The 19,234-nt window shown below is 56.2% G+C and carries 19 protein-coding genes; 7 read left to right on the top strand and 12 right to left on the bottom strand.

Annotated elements, in window-relative coordinates; translation table 11 throughout:
* Positions 1-26: 26 nt before the first annotated feature.
* Positions 27-167 (bottom strand): protein YjjY, encoded by a 141-nt coding sequence (gene yjjY / locus B3B59_RS06840; protein ID WP_085938930.1) that lies wholly within the window; start codon positions 165-167, stop codon positions 27-29.
* Positions 168-262: 95 nt separating this feature from the next.
* Between yjjY and arcA the strand changes: the two genes are divergently transcribed.
* Complete coding sequence (gene arcA, locus B3B59_RS06835; RefSeq protein WP_040077250.1) at positions 263-979, top strand: two-component system response regulator ArcA; 717 nt, start codon at positions 263-265, stop codon at positions 977-979.
* Positions 980-1,024: 45 nt separating this feature from the next.
* Here arcA and creD read toward each other — a convergent pair whose 3' ends face one another.
* The 4 genes from creD to creA are packed head-to-tail and all read right to left on the bottom strand — an operon-like array spanning position 1,025 to position 5,021.
* Positions 1,025-2,365: a cell envelope integrity protein CreD gene (creD, locus tag B3B59_RS06830; protein ID WP_286808477.1), complete on the bottom strand. Its 1,341-nt coding sequence runs from the start codon at positions 2,363-2,365 to the stop codon at positions 1,025-1,027.
* Positions 2,366-2,422: 57 nt separating this feature from the next.
* Complete coding sequence (gene creC / locus B3B59_RS06825; RefSeq protein WP_286808476.1) at positions 2,423-3,847, bottom strand: two-component system sensor histidine kinase CreC; 1,425 nt, start codon at positions 3,845-3,847, stop codon at positions 2,423-2,425.
* Positions 3,847-4,536, bottom strand: a complete 690-nt coding sequence (gene creB, locus B3B59_RS06820) for a two-component system response regulator CreB (RefSeq protein ID WP_286808475.1) — start codon at positions 4,534-4,536, stop codon at positions 3,847-3,849. The genes creC and creB overlap by 1 nt, the downstream gene beginning before the upstream one ends.
* A gap of 14 nt (positions 4,537-4,550) precedes the next feature.
* On the bottom strand, positions 4,551-5,021 hold the full coding sequence (gene creA, locus B3B59_RS06815; RefSeq protein ID WP_046885034.1) for a protein CreA: 471 nt from the start codon (positions 5,019-5,021) through the stop codon (positions 4,551-4,553).
* A 213-nt stretch (positions 5,022-5,234) separates the two neighbouring features.
* On the opposite strand from creA, the gene robA reads away from it, so the two are divergent.
* Complete coding sequence (gene robA, locus B3B59_RS06810; protein ID WP_040077258.1) at positions 5,235-6,104, top strand: MDR efflux pump AcrAB transcriptional activator RobA; 870 nt, start codon at positions 5,235-5,237, stop codon at positions 6,102-6,104.
* Here robA and gpmB read toward each other — a convergent pair.
* Positions 6,101-6,748 carry a 2,3-diphosphoglycerate-dependent phosphoglycerate mutase GpmB gene (gene gpmB, locus B3B59_RS06805; protein ID WP_286808474.1) on the bottom strand — a complete coding sequence of 216 codons (648 nt, stop codon included), beginning with the start codon at positions 6,746-6,748 and terminating at the stop codon, positions 6,101-6,103. The two genes, robA and gpmB, sit on opposite strands and share 4 nt — an antisense overlap.
* A gap of 49 nt (positions 6,749-6,797) precedes the next feature.
* Here gpmB and yjjX point away from each other — a divergent pair, with 49 nt between their 5' ends.
* Positions 6,798-7,313 carry an inosine/xanthosine triphosphatase gene (gene yjjX, locus B3B59_RS06800; RefSeq protein ID WP_233801901.1) on the top strand — a complete coding sequence of 172 codons (516 nt, stop codon included), beginning with the start codon at positions 6,798-6,800 and terminating at the stop codon, positions 7,311-7,313.
* Here the strand turns inward: yjjX and trpR are convergent.
* Both trpR and sltY read right to left on the bottom strand, forming a co-directional pair.
* The gene (gene trpR, locus B3B59_RS06795) at positions 7,304-7,633 is read right to left on the bottom strand and encodes a trp operon repressor (RefSeq protein ID WP_286808473.1); all 330 of its coding nucleotides are present in this window, start codon (positions 7,631-7,633) and stop codon (positions 7,304-7,306) included. The two genes, yjjX and trpR, sit on opposite strands and share 10 nt — an antisense overlap.
* 56 nt (positions 7,634-7,689) lie before the next feature.
* The gene (sltY, locus tag B3B59_RS06790; protein WP_233802041.1) at positions 7,690-9,627 is read right to left on the bottom strand and encodes a murein transglycosylase; all 1,938 of its coding nucleotides are present in this window, start codon (positions 9,625-9,627) and stop codon (positions 7,690-7,692) included.
* A gap of 219 nt (positions 9,628-9,846) precedes the next feature.
* Between sltY and ettA the strand changes: the two genes are divergently transcribed.
* Entirely contained in the window at positions 9,847-11,514 is a 1,668-nt protein-coding gene (ettA, locus tag B3B59_RS06785; RefSeq protein WP_040077264.1) for an energy-dependent translational throttle protein EttA, read from the top strand.
* 76 nt (positions 11,515-11,590) lie between these two features.
* On the opposite strand, the gene B3B59_RS06780 is transcribed toward ettA, so the two are convergent.
* Complete coding sequence (locus B3B59_RS06780) at positions 11,591-12,490, bottom strand: LysR family transcriptional regulator (RefSeq protein WP_286808472.1); 900 nt, start codon at positions 12,488-12,490, stop codon at positions 11,591-11,593.
* A 108-nt stretch (positions 12,491-12,598) separates the two neighbouring features.
* Between B3B59_RS06780 and B3B59_RS06775 the strand changes: the two genes are divergently transcribed.
* A complete protein-coding gene (locus tag B3B59_RS06775; RefSeq protein WP_040077266.1) occupies positions 12,599-13,600 on the top strand; it encodes a zinc-binding alcohol dehydrogenase family protein in 1,002 nt (333 codons plus the stop codon).
* 140 nt (positions 13,601-13,740) lie between these two features.
* Here the strand turns inward: B3B59_RS06775 and nadR are convergent, their stop codons facing one another.
* The 3 genes from nadR to serB are packed head-to-tail and all read right to left on the bottom strand — an operon-like array spanning position 13,741 to position 17,371.
* Positions 13,741-14,973: a multifunctional transcriptional regulator/nicotinamide-nucleotide adenylyltransferase/ribosylnicotinamide kinase NadR gene (gene nadR, locus B3B59_RS06770; RefSeq protein ID WP_040077267.1), complete on the bottom strand. Its 1,233-nt coding sequence runs from the start codon at positions 14,971-14,973 to the stop codon at positions 13,741-13,743.
* Positions 14,974-15,008: 35 nt separating this feature from the next.
* Complete coding sequence (gene radA, locus B3B59_RS06765) at positions 15,009-16,391, bottom strand: DNA repair protein RadA (RefSeq protein ID WP_046885038.1); 1,383 nt, start codon at positions 16,389-16,391, stop codon at positions 15,009-15,011.
* 11 nt (positions 16,392-16,402) lie between these two features.
* Positions 16,403-17,371, bottom strand: coding sequence for a phosphoserine phosphatase (serB, locus tag B3B59_RS06760; RefSeq protein ID WP_286808471.1), 969 nt, complete (start codon positions 17,369-17,371; stop codon positions 16,403-16,405).
* Positions 17,372-17,489: 118 nt separating this feature from the next.
* Here serB and B3B59_RS06755 point away from each other — a divergent pair, with 118 nt between their 5' ends.
* Positions 17,490-18,134, top strand: coding sequence for a YtjB family periplasmic protein (locus tag B3B59_RS06755; RefSeq protein WP_040077271.1), 645 nt, complete (start codon positions 17,490-17,492; stop codon positions 18,132-18,134).
* Positions 18,135-18,172: 38 nt separating this feature from the next.
* Positions 18,173-19,189, top strand: coding sequence for a lipoate--protein ligase LplA (gene lplA / locus B3B59_RS06750; protein ID WP_040077273.1), 1,017 nt, complete (start codon positions 18,173-18,175; stop codon positions 19,187-19,189).
* The last annotated feature ends 45 nt before the right edge of the window (positions 19,190-19,234 follow it).

The raw sequence follows: 19,234 nt of genomic DNA, 5'->3' as shown, positions 1-19,234 counted from the left end.
TTGGGTGTCCGGTGTCACTTAGCCTGTTATGTTGCTGTTAAAATGGTTAGGATGACAGCCGTTTTTGACACTGTCGGGTCCAGAGGGAAAGCACCCACGACCAAGCTAATGATGTTGTTGACGTTGATGGAAAGTGCATCAAGAACGCAATTACGTACTTTAGTCACGTTACGCCGGTCATGTTAATTTGCGACATGTATCAGGCAGGTCAGGGACTTTTGTACTTCCTGTTTCGATTTAGTTGGCAATTTAGGTAGCAAACATGCAGACCCCGCACATTCTTATCGTTGAAGACGAGTTGGTAACACGCAACACGTTAAAGAGCATTTTCGAAGCAGAAGGCTACGATGTCTTTGAAGCGACCGATGGCGCAGAGATGCATCAGATCCTTTCTGAAAATGATATCAACCTGGTTATTATGGACATCAATCTGCCCGGGAAAAACGGCCTTCTGCTGGCGCGCGAATTGCGTGAGCAGGCGAACGTGGCGCTGATGTTCCTGACAGGCCGCGACAATGAAGTGGATAAAATCCTCGGCCTGGAGATCGGTGCGGATGACTACATCACCAAACCTTTCAACCCTCGCGAGCTGACCATTCGTGCGCGCAACCTGCTGTCCCGTACCATGAACCTGGGCACAATCAGCGAAGAGCGCCGCAGCGTAGACAGCTACAAGTTCAACGGTTGGGAATTAGATATCAATAGCCGCTCCCTGGTTAGCCCGAATGGCGATCAGTATAAACTGCCACGCAGTGAGTTCCGCGCTATGCTGCACTTCTGCGAAAATCCGGGCAAAATTCAGTCTCGTGCAGAACTGCTGAAGAAAATGACCGGCCGTGAGCTGAAGCCGCACGACCGTACCGTCGATGTCACTATTCGTCGCATTCGTAAACATTTCGAATCCACGCCGGATACCCCGGAAATCATCGCCACTATCCACGGTGAAGGTTACCGTTTCTGCGGTGATTTGCAGGAATAATCCAGCAAAAGACGTAAAAACGGCGCATCTCGCGCCGTTTTTTTTTTATTTCCATAGCCGCATTGAATCCTCATCTGGCTCACGCGGTTTTACGGTTGAAAACGCATACCAGTCCAGATGACGCGTCAGGTACATCACTGCAAACAGCGCCAGCACCAGTACGCCTGAACCCAGTAGCAGCGCGCTATCTTCAGAACGCAGCAGGAACCACATCACCGTATCCAGCATCAATAACGCGATGACGAAAACGACGCCGCGCTTCCAGCTTTTGAGCACCGCCTGTAAGTAAATGCCGTTCATCATTGCTCCCAGCAGGCTGGCAATGACCCATGCCGGCGTGAATCCTACATGCTCTGAGCAGGCCAGCAAAACCAGGTAAAAGAGCACTAGCGACAGGCCAACCAGCAGATACTGCATCGGATGCAGACGCAGCCTGGTCAGGGTTTCGTAGACGAAAAAGGCCATAAACGTCAGGGTAATAAGCAAAATCGCATATTTGATGGCACGGTCCGTCAGCTGATATTGATCCGCCGGCGTCGCCACCGTGACGCTAAACGCAGGGACGTTGTGCCATTCGGGGAGGGCTTTCTCGCTGAACAGGCTTTCAAGGTTATTCGCAAACCAGCTACTTTCCCAGTGTGCCTGGAACCCTGAGGCAGTGATGTCACGCTTTACGGGCAGATAGTCACCCATAAAGCCGGGATGCGGCCAGTTACTCGTCAGGTTAAGCTGGCTATTGCGCCCTACGGGCACCACCGAGAAGCTTCCTGTACCGTTCAGACTGAGTGACATCTCCAGGGCGATCGTTTTCTCTTCCAGAATTTTACCGCTCAAGGGAATATGAATGCCCGGCAGCTGCCCGGCCACACCCGAGCCGGGTTCAACGGTGAGCGTTTCGCCGTTGACGGGCGATACTTTCACCGCGCTAATACCTCGGGCATCCCCTACGCCGACCACAATAAACGGCTGCCCCAATGTCAGCGTTTCGCCTGTCAGTTGCGCCAGTTTTTCGGTGTTATACCGCGCCTGAAGCTTAAGATCGGTATGCCAAATCTGACCGTCATAAATGCCGATATTCCGGGACTCAACCTGCTGATTTCCGTCAACCACCAGGGATTCCGGCAGCAAAAAATGGAGGGAGCTGCGCTTATGCTCAACTTTTTTATCCTCCTCGAATTTGTAAAAGACCTCGGTAACCGGTATAGCGATTAACGGGCCCACCAGCTGCTGTGAACCACTGGTACTCTGGCGCAGCGCACTCTCCACCTCCTCGCGATAGCTGGCGCGCTCATCGGTCAGGTTACTGACCATCAGCAAGGGAACGAGCAGCAGCATAATGCAGCCGATAAGGGTAGTAACTTTCCAGAACAGGGGGGATTTTTTCATAACCTTCTCCTTTGTGATGGAGAAAGCGTACGGCAGCTCTGTGCGGGTAATTTGAAGTTATGTGAAGGGACGGTGAAGTTCCAGTACGGCCTCTAACCCACCCTCTTTGCGGTTGTGAAGATGGATCTCTCCCTGATGAAGGCGCGCCACTTCCTGCACAAAGGCCAGCCCCAGCCCACTGCTCTTAAGGCCGTTTTCCCGCGGTAAGGAGTAAAAGCGCTCGAATACGCGCTGCAGGGCGTAGTCAGGGATCCCACTGCCGCTGTCCGTCACGCACAGCATAACCCGCTGATGCGCTTCGCGGGCCGCAAACGCAAGGGTTCCTTCTGGCGACGAGAAATCCATCGCGTTATCCAGCAAATTCCCCAGCGCCTGCTCCAGCAACTCCTCATCACCCTGAACCATCAGCGATGATGTCGGGCAGATGACGTTAAGCTTTTTCGCCTGAATCTGTGCAGCACGGGCATCAAGGAGGCGGCGGAACAGTGCATCCACCGAAACAGCCGTAGCGCTGATTTCGATACGGTTTTCCAGCCGCGCCTGCGCCAGCAGCTTTTCGACCAGCGTCTGCATCCGCGCATTTTGCACCAGGATGTTATCCGTAAAGCGCGCAGTGACATCCGGCGGGGGCAATTCCCGTAAGATTTCTGCCGCGCCGCGAATGGCGGCTAGGGGGCTCTTCAGCTCATGGGTCAGGGCGTGAACATACTGCTCTATGTAATTTTTACCTTCCAGACGCATACGCATATTCTCCAGCGCCTGCGCCAGTTTGCGAAGCTCGCTACTTCCGGGATCGGGCAGCGGTAGCGGGTTGTCGCCGCTGACGGAATCGGCATAGCGTGACAGCGCGCTTATCGAACGGTTAATCCACCAGGCCACCGCCAGGCCAATAATCAGGGCAATACCCAGCAAAGCGCCACCGGCCCACAGAATACGGCGCTCACTGCGCTTGATCACCGGTGCCATTGCGCTATTGGGTTTGCCAACGCTCAGTACGCCAATAATTTTGTCGTTCTCCGTTACCGGAGCGGCCACATACATTACTGTGCTTTCGGGATCTGCGGGGTTGCTCTGCGTGCTCCGGGCGCCGTATTCACCGCGAAGCGTCAGCCAGACATCATTCCAACGCGAATAATCCTGCCCCACGGCTTTGCCAGCGGAGTCAAACACCACTCGCCCCTGGGCATCGGTCATGTAGACGTGATACTCGTTACGGACTTTATGAATCCCGCCAATATCGGCGCGAAACGGGCGCGCAGCGAGCCGGGAAAATGCCTGGGCCAGCTTGCCGTTTAGCGGGTCGCCCGACAGCAGGTCGTCGCGCCCGACTTCGGCCAGTAACGTAGCGGTATCGATGAGCGTCCCTTCGGTGGCGCGGCGAACCCCAGGTTTGACCTCTTGTACGAAGATGGAGAGCACAAACCAGGCGGCGATCGCCACAATCAAAAAATAACCCAGTAACAACCGCATTCCGATGCGCATTAATTCAGACCCAGACTGTAGCCGAGCCCACGATGGGTGCAAATGGGTGACAAATCGCCATTGATAGCCCGCAGCTTGGCGCGCAAGGTTTTGATGTGAGTATCTACGGTGCGGTCAAAACTGTCGCCCTCATCTCCCCAGACCATGTCCATCAGCTGCTGCCGTGAGTAGACGCGTCCTGGGGCACGCAGCAGCGTCTTCAAGAGTAAAAATTCATAGCGGGTCAGCTGCAGCGGTTTGCCGCACCAGCTGATGTGCGCCGCGGGCTCATTAAGCGCAAACTGTCCGATGTGTACGATCTCTGCAGGTGTGGAGAATTTCTGCAAGCGCCGCAGAATAGTCCGGACCCGGGCGCACACTTCACGTGGTGAGAAGGGCTTCGCCACATAGTCATCGGCCCCCATCTCCAGACCCAGCAGCTTATCCACCTCATCACTGCGGGCAGTGAGAAATAACACCGGCAGCAGAGGATGCTGCGCCAGCAGCTGGCGGCACAGCTCAAAACCGCTGATATCAGGCAAACCAACGTCAAGGATTGCCAGCGCCGGAAGTTGATGCCGGGCTTCCTCCAGCGCAGGCAGACCCCTGGCAAACGCTTTGACCCTAAACCCCTCCTGCGAAAGCATATAAATGAGGGTGTCGGCAATGCTGGCTTCATCCTCAACCAGCCATATCAACGGTTGCTGCATGCTGCGTCCTTATATTAATGCCACGGCATAATTGGCACCGCGCTGAGCGCGTTTTTCGGCGATCCTTCTACCACTTTATCGGAGTAGGCCAGGTAGGCCAGGGTGTTGCGCTTTGCATCGTAAAAACGCACGACCTGCAGTTTTTTGAAGACCAATGACGTGCGTTTCTGGAAGACCACATCCCCTTCTGTCTTACCCTTTTTGATCTTGTCGCTGAGCTCAATAGGGCCCACCTGCTGGCAAGAAATAGCCGCATCGGAGGTATCTTCAGCCAGCCCCAGGCCGCCCTTGATGCCGCCCGTCTTTGCCCGACTGATGTAGCAAGTCACATTCTTCACATCAGGATCGTCGAAAGCTTCAACCACGATTTTGTGGTCAGGGCCAAAGACTTTAAAAACGGTGTCAACGGAACCAATTTGCTCGGCCAGCGCGGAATGAGCGCCAGCAAAAAGGAGCGTGAAAGCGATCAAACTCTTGTATTTCATATTGTTACCATATCAGAAAATTGCGTTGCGTAATTATTCAACACGTGAGTAGAAAAAGGTAGCAAGATCACAGGATTAGAAAATAGTTCTCATATCCACTGGTCAAAACGCATCAATGCGCAAAAAAAACACCGAATGCTTAAACATCAAAAAATGCTATTATCCGCTAACCTGTTAGCAGGGCTCTTGCTGTTTTAAGGATGAGGATAGTATATGGATCAGTCTGGAATTATTCGCGATCTGCTTACCTGGCTGGAAGGCCACCTGGACCAACCTTTGTCACTTGATAATGTGGCGGCAAAAGCGGGTTATTCCAAGTGGCATTTACAACGGATGTTCAAAGATGTCACCGGCCACGCTATCGGTGCCTATATCCGCGCTCGTCGGCTCTCTAAATCAGCCGTCGCGCTTCGCCTTACCGCGCGTCCGATTCTGGACATCGCGCTGCAATACCGTTTCGACTCGCAGCAAACCTTTACCCGAGCCTTTAAAAAGCAGTTCTCGCTCACGCCGGCGCTCTATCGCCGCTCGCCGGACTGGAACTCCTTTGGGATGCGACCGCCGCTGCGCATGGGTGAATTCACTATGCCTAAGCATGAATTCATTACCCTGCCTGAAACGCACCTTATCGGCACCACGCAGAGCTACTCCTGCTCACTGGAGCAGATTTCAGAGTTTCGTCATCAGATGCGCGTACAGTTCTGGCGTGACTTCCTGAGCCATGCCCCGGCCATCCCGCCGCTGCTGTATGGCCTGAACGAAACGCGTCCGAGCCAGGAAAAAGATGACGAACAAGAGGTGTTCTACACTACCGCGCTGACGCCAGAGATGGCCAACGGCCATGTCCATGATGCCAAACCGGTGGTAGTGGAAGGCGGTGAGTATGTGATGTTCACCTATGAAGGGCTGGGAACCGGGGTGCAGGATTTCATTCTGACGGTTTACGGCACCTGCATGCCTATGCTCAATCTGAACCGCCGTAAAGGGCAGGACATTGAGCGTTACTACCCGGCCACCGATGTGAAGCCGGACGAACGCCCAATCGACCTGCGCTGCGAATACCTGATTCCGATTCGTCGTTAACGCTGCAGTTCGTCCAGTGCAGGGGCATCCAGATGCGAAATGTCCCCTGCCATCTCCACCACCCATCCCGACGCCAGCCACGGGCTTTCCTGATAGTCGATACGGGAAAGCGAGCAGTTGCGCAGACGCAGGCGGCGCTCAGCGTACGCCGGCAGTCCTAAAATAGTACTCACCAGGCAGCCCAGCGCCATACCATGGCTTACCAGCAACGGACGACTCCCCTCCGGCAGCTTCAGGCACTCTCCCAGCGCCGCGTGCATACGCTGGCTCAGCTCAAGCATGGACTCACCTTCAGGAATACGTCCATCTTCCGTACCGTTAACCAGCGTTCTACGCCAGTTCTCCTCTTCTTCTGTCAGGGAATCGACGTGACGCTGCTCCAGCACACCCATGTCCAGTTCGCGCAGGCGAGAGTCCAGGGTGATCTCGCATCCGCAGGCATCTGCGATAATGCGCGCCGTTTGTTGAGTGCGGCCCAGGTCGCTGGCAATGACGTGGGTGATCCCCAACGTTCTTGCACGCTCCGCTACTTGCCACGCTTGTTCCACCCCTTTGGAGGTGAGAGGACTGTCTGACTGGCCTTGAATACGTCGCTCGGCGTTCCACTGCGTTTCACCGTGGCGAACAAGGTAAACCTGTAACATGTTATTTTCCGTTATACTGCGATGAGTTTTTTTTGAATCGAGTTCAATTATGCACCATGTTGTCTCTGCTACCACTAATCCTGCCAAAATTCAGGCAATTCTAAAGGCTTTTGAAGAGATCTACGGCGAAAGATCGTGCCACATTGACGCCGTCAGCGTCGAGAGCGGCGTCCCGGAACAGCCTTTCGGCAGTGAAGAAACACGGGCTGGCGCACGTAATCGCATTGCCAATGCCAAAGCCGCGATACCGGACGCCGATTTTTGGGTCGCCATTGAAGCCGGTATCGACGAAGGGGCGACATTCAGTTGGGTGGTGATTGAAAGCCGGGATCAGCGCGGCGAAGCCCGCTCCGCAACCCTGCCGTTACCCGAGAAGATTTTAAGAAAAGTGCAAGAAGGTGAAGCGCTCGGGCCGGTGATGTCGCACTACACCGGCATCGATGAGATTGGTCGTAAAGAGGGGGCGATCGGTGTCTTTACTGCCGGGGCACTCACGCGCGCGAGCGTCTATCACCAGGCGGTGATCCTGGCGTTGAGTCCGTTCCACAACGCTATCTATCGCTGATCGCCCAGTAGAACAGAGTCGAGCCAGTGACGAAGCTCTACGGGAGCCGATTTCAGGCTGTTTGAGCCTCGGGTGATGGTGGCAATACCGGCGCCAAGTTCGCTTTTCAGCTCGCGCTGGCTCATCTTACCGCGCAGAAGCTCTTCGATAATACGCACCCGCGTGCCCAGCGCTTCGCGCTCATCGGGGGTGAGCATTAACTGCAGCAGCGGTAAGTGCAAGTCTTGCTCATAAGATTGACGAAGCAGCTCCACAAAACGAAGCCACTCCTGGTTGCGTTGTTCGGCCATTGCCGAGGAATACGGGGAATGCTGGGTCATGTTATGCCGCCTGTTGTACTCTTAAACGAGTACAAGCATAACATAACCCACCGCGATCAGTAACGTCGCTGCCACTCACTCTCACTCAACAGGGTATCTTTCTGCCCCATGAAGTGACGATAGTAGGCATCATAAGCCAGCACGTTTTTCACATAGCCGCGGGTTTCAGAGAACGGAATGCTTTCAACGAAGGCGACCGCGTCAATACGCCCGGCGCTGTTATTCAGCCAGGTGCGTACGCGTCCAGGACCGGCATTATAGGCCGCTGAGGCGAAGATACGGTTGTTACCAAACTGCTCATAAACATGCTGCAGATAGCTGGTGCCGATATTGATATTCATCTCCGGCTCCAGCAGCTGCGCAGAGCTACTGTAACCCGGGATATTAAACATCTTCACCGTATGCGTCGCCGTGGCGGGCATCACCTGCATCAGGCCACTGGCACCTACCGGCGAACGTACTTTTGGATTCCAGGCGCTCTCCTGGCGGGCGATCGCCATCGCGTAGCTCTGTGGGATCGCTTTGCCAGTGACGTACTGCGCAAAGAGATCGTTATAGGCCAGCGGGAAACGCTCCTCGAGATGATCCCACAGCTTGCCGGCGATCGTGGCCTGCACGCTAAGATCCCACCAGTGATTGTTAAAGGCATAGCGGGCCAGCTGCGCTTTTTCATCCTGGGTACGACTGGTCACCAGATTGGCCCACTCACTGCGCGCGGTATTATCCAGGTTCCAGTACATTAACTCGCGTACGCGCGCCATCTCTGGCCCCTGCACCAGCGCCGGGTCGATCGTTGTCGGCGCTTTATCGATCTTGTAGGTGTACTCTTCACCAAGACGCTGAGCGGAGATCATCGGATAGAAACCGCGCTGCTGCATCAGGGAATGCAGGATCGTCTTCGCCTCTTCCTCCCGGCCACGCTCCATCAGCAGATCGGCCTGCCAATAACGCCACTCGTCTTTCTCTTTCGCATCCATTGGCAGACGCGCCAGCCAGGTATTCAATCCCCGGCGATCGCCGCTTCCCAGCGCCATACGGACACGGCGCTCCACCAGCGAGGTAGAGTTCGAACGCATGATGGCATCATCACGCCAGCGTGCCTGTTCATCGGTAACATCATTGCCCATCAAACGCCAGGCAACGATGTCCCGTAGCGCTTGCGTCTGCTCCTCGTTGAGCTGCTGTGCCTCTGCCAGCGACGGGATCATCAGGCGGGCGTTTTCCGCATCCTCCCGCGCCACGCTGGTAAAGGCCACCTCCGCCATCTGACGCGTGAAATCGGTCGCGCCGGTCGTGCGGGCAAAATCCATCACCGTGTCTGGATTGTTCGCTAACTGGATAACCGCAGAGGAGATAGTTTGATACTCCGACGGCATCTGCCCGGCAAGGGTGGTCACCAGACGGGTGTTGCCAGCTTTCATTGCCAGGCGAATGCGTTCGAGCCAGGCCAGCGGATCTTGTTTGCCGGAGGCACGCCAGGCGCCGAAGAGGGAATCACAGGCGTTTGGCTGGCTTTTTCCGGACAGCCACAGCGCTTTCGCCCCCGCCCAGGCCTCGTCCTGCTGACCGGTAACCCATTTGGCGTAGTAGTAGTTGCACTGTGCTTCTGTGGTGCCCGGTTTTTCCGGGCTGAAGGCCAACAACCCGCGCCAGTCTTCCCGGCGCGCCAGTTCATTCACAAAACGTGACTGCAGAGTACGCGCAGGCGGCAACGTTGGGTTGGCCTGGATGAAATTGGCGACGGCGACGGTCGGCTGGTTCATCAAATCGTCAGTCAGCTGACGATATTCCAGGTAGGGATACAGCGGATAGTCTTTGAGGCTGGGCATCAGCGCCTGGACGGTGTCCATCTGGCGGCTGTCCCAGGCCTGCTTGATCTGCGCATAGCGGTTACGTTGTTCATCCAGTGAATCGGCGCGAGCCACGTGGTTTATCGTCATCACGCATACGCTGGCAGCCAGCAGACGCCAGACCACCTGTTTGGCTTTTTCCACAAGCTCTTCCTCTTGATTCATCATTAAATGCAGCATCTTGCCGCGTAAAAGCGTCACCCACTTATGCTAACCAGGCATCCGGCAGCGCGCCACGTTGCGGACACTTTTTTACCTTTTCTGCGCGTTTTAACACTCCAGGCGTCGGTGGCTGGGATTAGGGCGGGAAAAAGGCTACACTTCGCAGCTATTCTCATCACGATAAAAGAGGCGAAGTCCAACGTGGCTCAATTCGTTTATACCATGCATCGTGTCGGCAAAGTCGTACCGCCGAAACGTCATATTCTCAAAAATATCTCGCTGAGCTTCTTCCCGGGCGCGAAAATCGGGGTTCTGGGTCTCAACGGTGCCGGTAAGTCCACCCTGCTGCGCATCATGGCCGGCATCGATACAGACATCGAAGGCGAAGCCCGTCCGCAGCCTGGCATCAAGATCGGCTACCTGCCGCAGGAGCCGCAGCTGAATCCGGAACACACCGTACGTGAATCCGTGGAAGAGGCGGTTGCCGAAGTGGTTAACGCTCTCAAAGGGCTGGACGAGGTGTACGCAAAATACGCCGAGCCCGATGCGGACTTCGACAAGCTGGCTGCTCAGCAGGGCAAGTACGAAGAGATCATTCAGGCGCACGACGGCCATAACCTGAACGTGCAGCTGGAGCGTGCGGCGGATGCCCTGCGTCTGCCAGACTGGGATGCGAAGGTCGAGAAGCTTTCCGGTGGTGAACGCCGCCGCGTGGCGCTGTGCCGCCTGCTGCTGGAAAAACCAGACATGCTGCTGCTCGACGAACCAACTAACCACCTGGATGCAGAATCCGTGGCCTGGCTGGAACGCTTCCTGCACGACTTTGAAGGTACCGTCGTGGCCATTACCCACGACCGTTACTTCCTCGACAACGTGGCGGGCTGGATCCTGGAGCTGGACCGTGGCGAAGGTATTCCATGGGAAGGTAACTACTCCTCCTGGCTGGAGCAGAAAGACCAGCGTCTGGCGCAGGAAGCCTCTGCTGAAGCGGCGCGTCGCAAGTCTATCGAGAAAGAGCTGGAGTGGGTGCGTCAGGGTGCGAAAGGCCGTCAGTCTAAGGGTAAAGCCCGTCTGGCACGCTTCGAAGAGCTGAACAACACCGAATACCAGAAACGTAACGAAACCAACGAACTGTTTATTCCGCCTGGAGCACGTCTGGGGGATAAAGTGGTGGAAGTCAGCAACCTGCGTAAATCCTACGGCGACCGCCTGCTGATTGACGATCTGAGCTTCTCCGTGCCGAAAGGGGCGATCGTCGGCATCATCGGTCCGAACGGCGCGGGTAAATCCACCCTGTTCCGCATGATGTCCGGTCAGGAACAGCCTGACAGCGGCTCTATCACCCTGGGTGAGACCGTGAAGCTGGCCTCCGTTGACCAGTTCCGTGACGCGATGGATAACAGTAAAACCGTGTGGGAAGAAGTCTCCGGCGGTCTGGATATCATGCGTATCGGCAACACCGAGATGCCAAGCCGCGCCTACGTTGGCCGCTTTAACTTCAAAGGCACCGACCAGGGTAAACGCGTGGGCGAGCTCTCCGGTGGTGAGCGTGGTCGTCTGCACCTGGCGAAACTGCTGCAGGTAGGCGGAAACGTGCTGCTGCTCGATGAACCGACCAACGACCTGGATATCGAAACCCTGCGCGCGCTGGAAAACGCCCTGCTGGAGTTCCCGGGCTGCGCGATGGTTATCTCGCACGACCGTTGGTTCCTCGACCGTATCGCGACCCACATTCTGGACTACCAGGACGAGGGTAAAGTGGAGTTCTTCGAAGGTAACTTCACCGAATACGAAGAGTACAAGAAACGCACGCTGGGCGCTGATGCGCTGGAGCCAAAGCGTATCAAGTACAAGCGTATCGCGAAATAAAAGCAAAACGGCAACTTCGGTTGCCGTTTTTTATATTTGTCCCCGCTCCCCGTGGGAAGGGCATCAGGCCCCTTTTTCACACCCCCACGTAAAACCGCTTCACCTCATCAAACTGCATTGCAAACTCGATATAACTCATTAGCGCAGGCGAGTTCAGTTTGCGGCTCGGATAGGCCAGCCACAGGTCGTTTCCCTCGACGTTCCACTCCGGCAGCACCTTTACCAGCGCCCCTGTCTCAATCTTATCTTCCAGCAGGAACGCGGGAAGCAGCGTGATCCCGGCCCCGGCGATAGCACACTCCCGGGCGTAGACCAGGTTATCGGTCAGATGGGCATTATCCGGCAGATAGCGGTAATCCTCGCTCTCTCTTTGCAGCAACCACTCTGACCAGGCTTTATGAGTAATACAGCGGTGCTCTACAAGCAGGCTGGGATGGGTGAGCGGAGCCCGACTCGCCAGATAGTCCGGCGAGGCCAGCATGTAACGAGGACAGTGGCCAATCATGCGGCCAATCAGGGAGGAGTCCTGCGGCTTGCCGGTGCGCAACGCGACGTCAAAGCCCGACTCAACCAAATCCACCACGTCATCAGAGATGGACACATCCAGCGAAACGTCCGGATAGCGGCGCTGAAATTCGGCATTCAAATGGGCCAGCAACGTCGCGCCGAGACCCGCCGGGCAGGTGATGCGCAGCCGCCCGCTGGGGTTATCCCGTAGCCGCTGAATGGCATACTCGGCGCGTTCACTGGCGGCAAGCATCTCCCGACAGTGAATCAGGTAATGCTCCCCGGCAAACGTCAGATTGAGTTTGCGGGTCGTTCGGTTGAGCAGGCGGATCCCTACCTGCTGCTCAAGCTGGCTAATGCGCTGACTGACGCTCGACTTCGGCAGACCCGCCTTTAGCGCAGCCGAGGTAAAGCTGCCCAACTCCGCTACCAGCGCAAAGAGCGCCATATCCTGCAGCTGTTTAAACATGATTGTTCACCTTATGCGAACACTTCGTTCTTGATTGTCCATCTTATCACGCAACTGATGGCTTAATAGACTAGCCTCAACACAGCGCATTCCAATGAGGAGATCACCATGTCAGTTAAAGCCATTGCCGTTAACCCAGCGAACCCCGCCGCTTTTATTGAAATCACCCCGCCGATGCCGCAGCCTGGTGAGCACGATCTCCTGGTTGAAGTGAAGGCCGTCTCCATTAACCCGGTCGATACCAAAGTCCATGCCGGGATAGCTAAAAACGGCCTACAGGAACCGCGTATTCTCGGCTGGGATGCCAGCGGCATAGTCAAAGCCGCAGGAAGCGCCGTCACGGGTTTTAAAGAAGGTGATGAGGTCTGGTATGCCGGCGATATTACCCGTCCAGGCAGCAACACTACGCACCAGCTGATTGATGCACGCATTGTTGGCCATAAACCCACCCGCCTCGACTGGGCTGCTGCTGCCGCCCTGCCCCTGACGGCACTCACCGCCTGGGAGGGACTGTTTGAACGACTCAACGTGCAGGATGCCGACGCGGATAAAACGCTGCTGATTATCGGTGGCGCGGGCGGGGTCGGCTCGCTGGCGATCCCGTTTGCGAAGCACAACAGCAAGGTGAAGGTGATTGCCACCGCATCGCGTGAGGATTCCGCGCAGTGGTGTCGGGATCGCGGTGCGGATATGGTGGTGAACTACCGCGATCTAAAAGGTGAGCTGGCGAAACAGGGGATTAACTTCGTCGATTACATCTTTATTCTTAATGATACCGATGGCCACTGGGATGCAGTCAGTGAGCTGATTGCGCCGCAGGGGCATATCTGTACCATCGTTGAGAACGCGCATCCGTTGAATCAGGACAAGCTGAAGTCCAAATCCGCCGCCCTGCACTGGGAGTTTATGTATACCCGCAGCATGTACCAGACCGCAGATATGGCTCGTCAGGGCGAGATTTTAAACGCAGTGGCGAAGCTGGTGGATGAAGGTGTGGTGGAGAGTTCCCTCAGCGAGACGCTGCATGGTCTGAGCGTAGAGAGCATCACTGAGGCGCACCGTAAAGTGTTGGAGGGGCATATGCGCGGGAAAGTGGTGGTGGCGTATTGAGCGGTCTGCTGCCCTCACCCCGACCCTCTCCCAGAGGGAGAGGGAGGTGATAGGCTACTCACCCTGTAAGCAAAGGCGAAAAGACGACTCTGAACGATCCCCTCTCCCTGTGGGAGAGGGTTAGGGTGAGGGGTGGCAATCTACCCCTGCTCCCCCATCATCGCCTTCACCAGCTCTACGCAGCGCAGGAAACGGGTGTCGTAATCCGACGCTTCAACGTGCACAAACTCAACGTTATTTTCGTTAAGCATCTCCACCAGCATGGTCTGGAACTCTTTCCTGTCCACAGAACTGCCGAGGCTACGCATACCGTCTGCAACCCACGGCGTGTTGTTCTCCAGCAGGATCACCAGGTCGAAGCGATACTCATCAATCAGCGCCTGTACGAACGGGTGCTCGCGCCCTTCGTACTTTTTACAGAACGCCTGAGTAGTAACGAAATCGGTATCGATGAAAGCGACCTTATTGGCATATTTCACCGCGAAATCAATGTACTGGGCATGCCCAAGCGCAATTTTATCGTAATCAGAATACTGCAGCGCCATCTCGTCACCGCCCAGATGTGAGAAGACGTAATCCCGCCCGTACTCCCATGCGCTGGTAGTGTTAAAGATGTTTGCCAGCTTGTTCACCAGCGTCGATTTACCGCTCGACTCACCGCCCAGAATCGCCACGGTACGCACGAAGAATGGCTTAACCTCGGTGGGAATGTACTCCCAGTAGCGGAACGGGTTTTCGCGGATCTGCGCGCCGCTGATGTTCATGAACGTCCGTTTAGGATCGATAAGCACCGTTTCGGTTCCCAGATGCTGCAGATACTGGGATGCGTCAGACTCTTCAGAGGTGTAGATCGAGTTCGGCTGAATCCCCTTCTCTTCCATAAACGCCCGGATGCCATTACTCCAGACGTCCCAGCCGTGGGGATACGGCTCCATCCCCTCTTCGTTGAAAGCGTGGATACGGATATTTTTTTGATACTTAAAGGTCTGCAGCAGCCAGCGCAGACGATCCGACACCGTCGGCTGCTGGGACATCGCACTCGCCTCAAACAGCTCACGGTCGCGTTTATCGTCGTAGCCCATGATGATGTGCAGCTCATCCACCTGGCTACAGGCGCGCTGAATCAGATAGATATGGCCCGTATGCAGGGGGTAAAATTTGCCGAACACCACCCCGATGTTCTTCTGAAGGCGCGGGAATTCGAGCCCCAGAAAACGGTGCAGCGCTTCAAGTTTTTGCGCACTGGGGCTTTTGATTTTGGCGTTAAGCAGTTGGCTTAGGTAGCCTTTGGTCATGCCGCTGGCTTCCGCCACCTGCTGTAACGTACAGCCCTTCTGGCGAATCGCGGTCTTGATATAGTCAAATGACGACATAAATTACGGTGCCTCCTGCAACATCGAATGCATAATTATAAGTCGTCAAAAACGCTTAACGCATCAGAGAGTTTTTTAACCGGGAAGACTTTCATCCCTTCAGGCAATTTTTTCGGTACGTTGGCTGCCGGCACAATGGCCCGACGGAAGCCATGTTTTGCGGCCTCGGAGATACGCTCCTGGCCGCTCGGTACGGGGCGAATCTCCCCGGCCAGCCCCACTTCACCAAAGACCACCAGATCCTGCGGCAGCGGCCTGTCACGCAGGCTCGAGACCATCGCCAGCAACAATGCAAGGTCAGCGCTGGTCTCAGTGACCTTCACGCCGCCCACGACGTTGACAAAGACATCCTGATCCGCCATCTGCAAGCCACCGTGACGGTGCAGCACCGCCAGCAGAATGGCCAGGCGGTTTTGCTCAAGCCCCACCGCCACGCGGCGCGGGTTGCCCATCATGGAGTGATCCACCAGCGCCTGAATCTCCACCAGCAGCGGACGGGTCCCTTCCCAGACCACCATCACCGAACTGCCAGAGGTCACTTCATCGCCGCGACTTAAGAAGATGGCCGACGGGTTGCTCACTTCACGCAGCCCCTGTTCGGTCATGGCAAAGACCCCCAGCTCATTGACCGCGCCAAAGCGGTTTTTATGGCTGCGCAGAGTACGGAAACGGGAATCGGCGTCGCCATCCAGCAGTACCGAACAGTCGATACAGTGCTCAAGCACTTTTGGGCCGGCCAGCGAGCCATCTTTGGTCACGTGGCCCACCATCACAATGGCCACACCCCGCGTTTTGGCAAAGCGCGTCAGGTAGGCTGCGGTTTCACGCACCTGGGCCACGCTGCCCGGCGAGGACTGGACATCGGCCATGTGCATCACCTGAATGGAGTCGATCACCATCAGCTTAGGCTGCTCTTCATCAGCGATCATGCAGATCTGCTCGATGCTGGTTTCCGACAGCATGTTCAGGTTGCCGGTGGGCAGACCCAGGCGGTGGGCGCGCATTGCCACCTGCTGCAGCGACTCTTCCCCGGTGACGTACAGGGTTTTCATCTGTTCGCTCAGTTTGCACAGCGTCTGTAATAGCAGCGTGGATTTCCCGGCGCCCGGGTTTCCGCCAATCAGAATGGCGCTTCCCGGCACAACGCCGCCGCCCAGCACGCGGTCAAACTCTTTGAAACCGGTAGAGAAACGCGGCAGCGCTTCCAGGCTGATTTCAGACAGCTTCTGGACCTTCGAAACGCCCGCATTACCCGCATAGCCCGTCAGGCGCTCGTTGCGGGCAACGGTTGGCGAAGCGGCCACACGCACTTCGGTGATGGTGTTCCAGGCATGACAGGCGCTGCACTGCCCCTGCCAGCGCGGATAATCCGCACCACATTCATTACAGACAAATGCGCGTTTTGGAGCTTTCGCCACGGTTTACCTCGTTATTTCTGATTCAGGCTACCGGAGAGGATGCAGAACACCCCCATCAGGTCAGCATGACGGATAGTCACTTCCGTCTTTTCATTAACTTTTGGCTTGGCATGGTATGCCACGCCCAGCCCTGCCGCTTTAATCATTGGCAGATCGTTCGCGCCGTCGCCGATAGCCACGGTTTGCTCGAAGGGTATGGCGTATTTCTCTGCCAGACTCAGCAAGGTGTTCGCTTTGTACTGGGCATCCACGATATCACCGATCACCTGGCCGGTGAGTTTACCGTCCCGGATCTCCAGTTCGTTCGCCACCACCACGTCAAGACGCAGTTTATCGCGCAGATAGTCAGCGAAGAAGGTAAAGCCGCCAGACGCGATAGCCACTTTCCAGCCGAGCGTCTCCAGCTTGAGCACTAACTGCGTCAACCCTGGCATCAGCGGCAGCGTTTCACGCACCTGCATCAGGATATTGGCATCGGCATCTTTCAGGGTGGCTACGCGCTGTTTCAGGCTGGCGGTAAAGTCCAGCTCACCGCGCATCGCGCGCTCAGTGACTTCTGCCACCATTTCGCCGGTCCCCGCCAGTTTGGCGATCTCGTCGATACACTCAATCTGGATAGCCGTTGAATCCATATCCATCACCAGCAGGCCCGGCGTTTTCAGATGCGGGATTTTCCCCAGCGGCGCAACGTCCATCCCGGCATCATGTGCCAGGCGCGTGGCGCGCTGCGTTAAGGAGCCCGCCAGACGGATGACCTGATAATCTTCTACGCACCAGGCCGCAACGATAACCATCGCCGCGCCCAGCTTGCGCTGATATTTCGTCAGTTGCTGTTTATCCAGGCCGCGTCCGTACAGCAGCCAGCCGCTACGGCCAGCGTGGTAATCCAGTGGCATTACCTCATCGCCACTAAGAGAGAGCGGCAACCCTGGCCAGAGAGAGACATCATTAGGCAGGTCGCACCAGGTAATGTTTGGCATTAAAGCTCCTGTAAAATCGTTCGCGCCGGGAATCATCCAGGGGGAAAATAACGCATGAGGCTACCTTGTAACCATCACTTCTGGCAACATTAAGCCGAAAATTTTCAGCAGGTGGAATATGGCTCGCGCAAAACTGAAATTCCGGCTTCACCGTGCCGTGATTGTCCTCTCCTGTCTCGCCCTGTTAGTGGCGTTGATGCAGGGAGCGTCGTGGTTCAGCCAGAACCATCAACGACAACGGAATCCCCAGCTTGAAGAGCTGGCCCGCACACTGGCGCGACAGGTATCGTTGAATGTCGCCCCGATGATGCGTACCGAAACGCCCGATGAAAAACGTATCAGCCAGGTGTTGCGGGTGTTAACCGAAGAGAGCCGCATTCTGGATGCCAGCATTTACGACGAATCTGGCGAACTGGTTGCCCGCTCCGGCGAGCACGTCGAGGTGCGTGACCGACTGGCGCTGGATGGCAAAAAAGCGGGCGGATATTTTAACCAGCAGATTGTTGAGCCGATCCAGGGCAAAAACGGTCCGCTGGGTTACCTGCGCCTGACCCTCGATACCCACACGCTGGCAACCGAGGCCAAGCAGGTGGATAACACCACTAACATTCTGCGCCTGATGTTGCTGCTGTCGCTGGCAATCGGCGTGGTGCTGACGCGAACCCTGTTGCAAGGGAAACGTACCCGCTGGCAACAATCGCCCTTCCTGCTGACCGCCAGTAAATCGGTGCCGGAAGAGGAAGAGAGCGAAAAGAAAGAGTAGTGGTACAGTTGACTCCCCTTTCAGAAAAGGAAATCTGCATGTCTACATTACGCCTGCTTATCTCAGATTCATACGATCCCTGGTTTAACCTTGCGGTGGAAGAGTGCATCTTCCGCCAGATGCCCGCCACCCAGCGCGTGCTGTTCCTGTGGCGTAACGCCGATACGGTGGTCATTGGTCGGGCGCAAAACCCCTGGAAGGAGTGCAACACCCGGCGCATGGAAGAGGACAACGTGCGCCTGGCGCGCCGGAGCAGCGGCGGCGGCGCGGTGTTTCACGACCTGGGTAACACCTGCTTTACCTTTATGGCGGGTAAACCGGAGTATGACAAAACGATCTCGACCGCCATCGTGCTCAATGCGCTCAATTCGCTGGGCGTGACGGCAGAAGCCTCGGGTCGTAACGATCTGGTGGTGAAAACCGCGGAGGGCGACCGCAAAGTGTCCGGCTCTGCCTACCGGGAGACCAAAGATCGGGGCTTCCACCACGGCACGCTGCTATTGAATGCCGATTTGAGCCGTCTGGCAAATTACCTCAATCCGGACAAGAAAAAGCTACAGGCTAAGGGGATTACCTCGGTGCGTGGCCGCGTGGCGAATCTGGTGGAGCTGCTGCCGGGGATCACTCATCAGCAGATTTGCGACGCCGTGCGCGAGGCGTTTTTCGCCTATTACGGCGAGCGCGTGGAAGCAGAAGTCATCTCACCAGACAAAACGCCGGATCTGCCCAATTTCGCTGAGACTTTTGCGCGCCAGAGCAGCTGGGAGTGGAATTTCGGCCAGGCGCCGGCATTCTCACATCTGCTGGATGAGCGCTTTACCTGGGGCGGCGTAGAGCTGCATTTCGATGTTGAAAAAGGGCATATCACCCGCACGCAGGTCTTTACCGATAGCCTGAATCCGGCCCCGCTGGAAGCATTGGCGGCGCGTTTACAGGGCTGTCTGTACCGGGCCGATATCCTGCAGCAGGCGTGCGATGCGTTGTTAGGGGATTTCCCGGAGCAAGAGAAAGAGTTGCGGGAGTTATCGACATGGATTGCGCGGGCAGTACGGTAACGGGCGGTCTGATAACCGCATTCCAGCCCTCTCCCAAAGGGAGAG

The organism is Leclercia sp. UBA2479, from assembly GCF_002341985.1.
In the GTDB taxonomy this organism is placed as follows: domain Bacteria; phylum Pseudomonadota; class Gammaproteobacteria; order Enterobacterales; family Enterobacteriaceae; genus Enterobacter; species Enterobacter pneumoniae.
The sequence above is the reverse complement of the archived record's forward strand: the minus strand, read 5'-3'. Positions and strand labels throughout refer to the sequence as shown.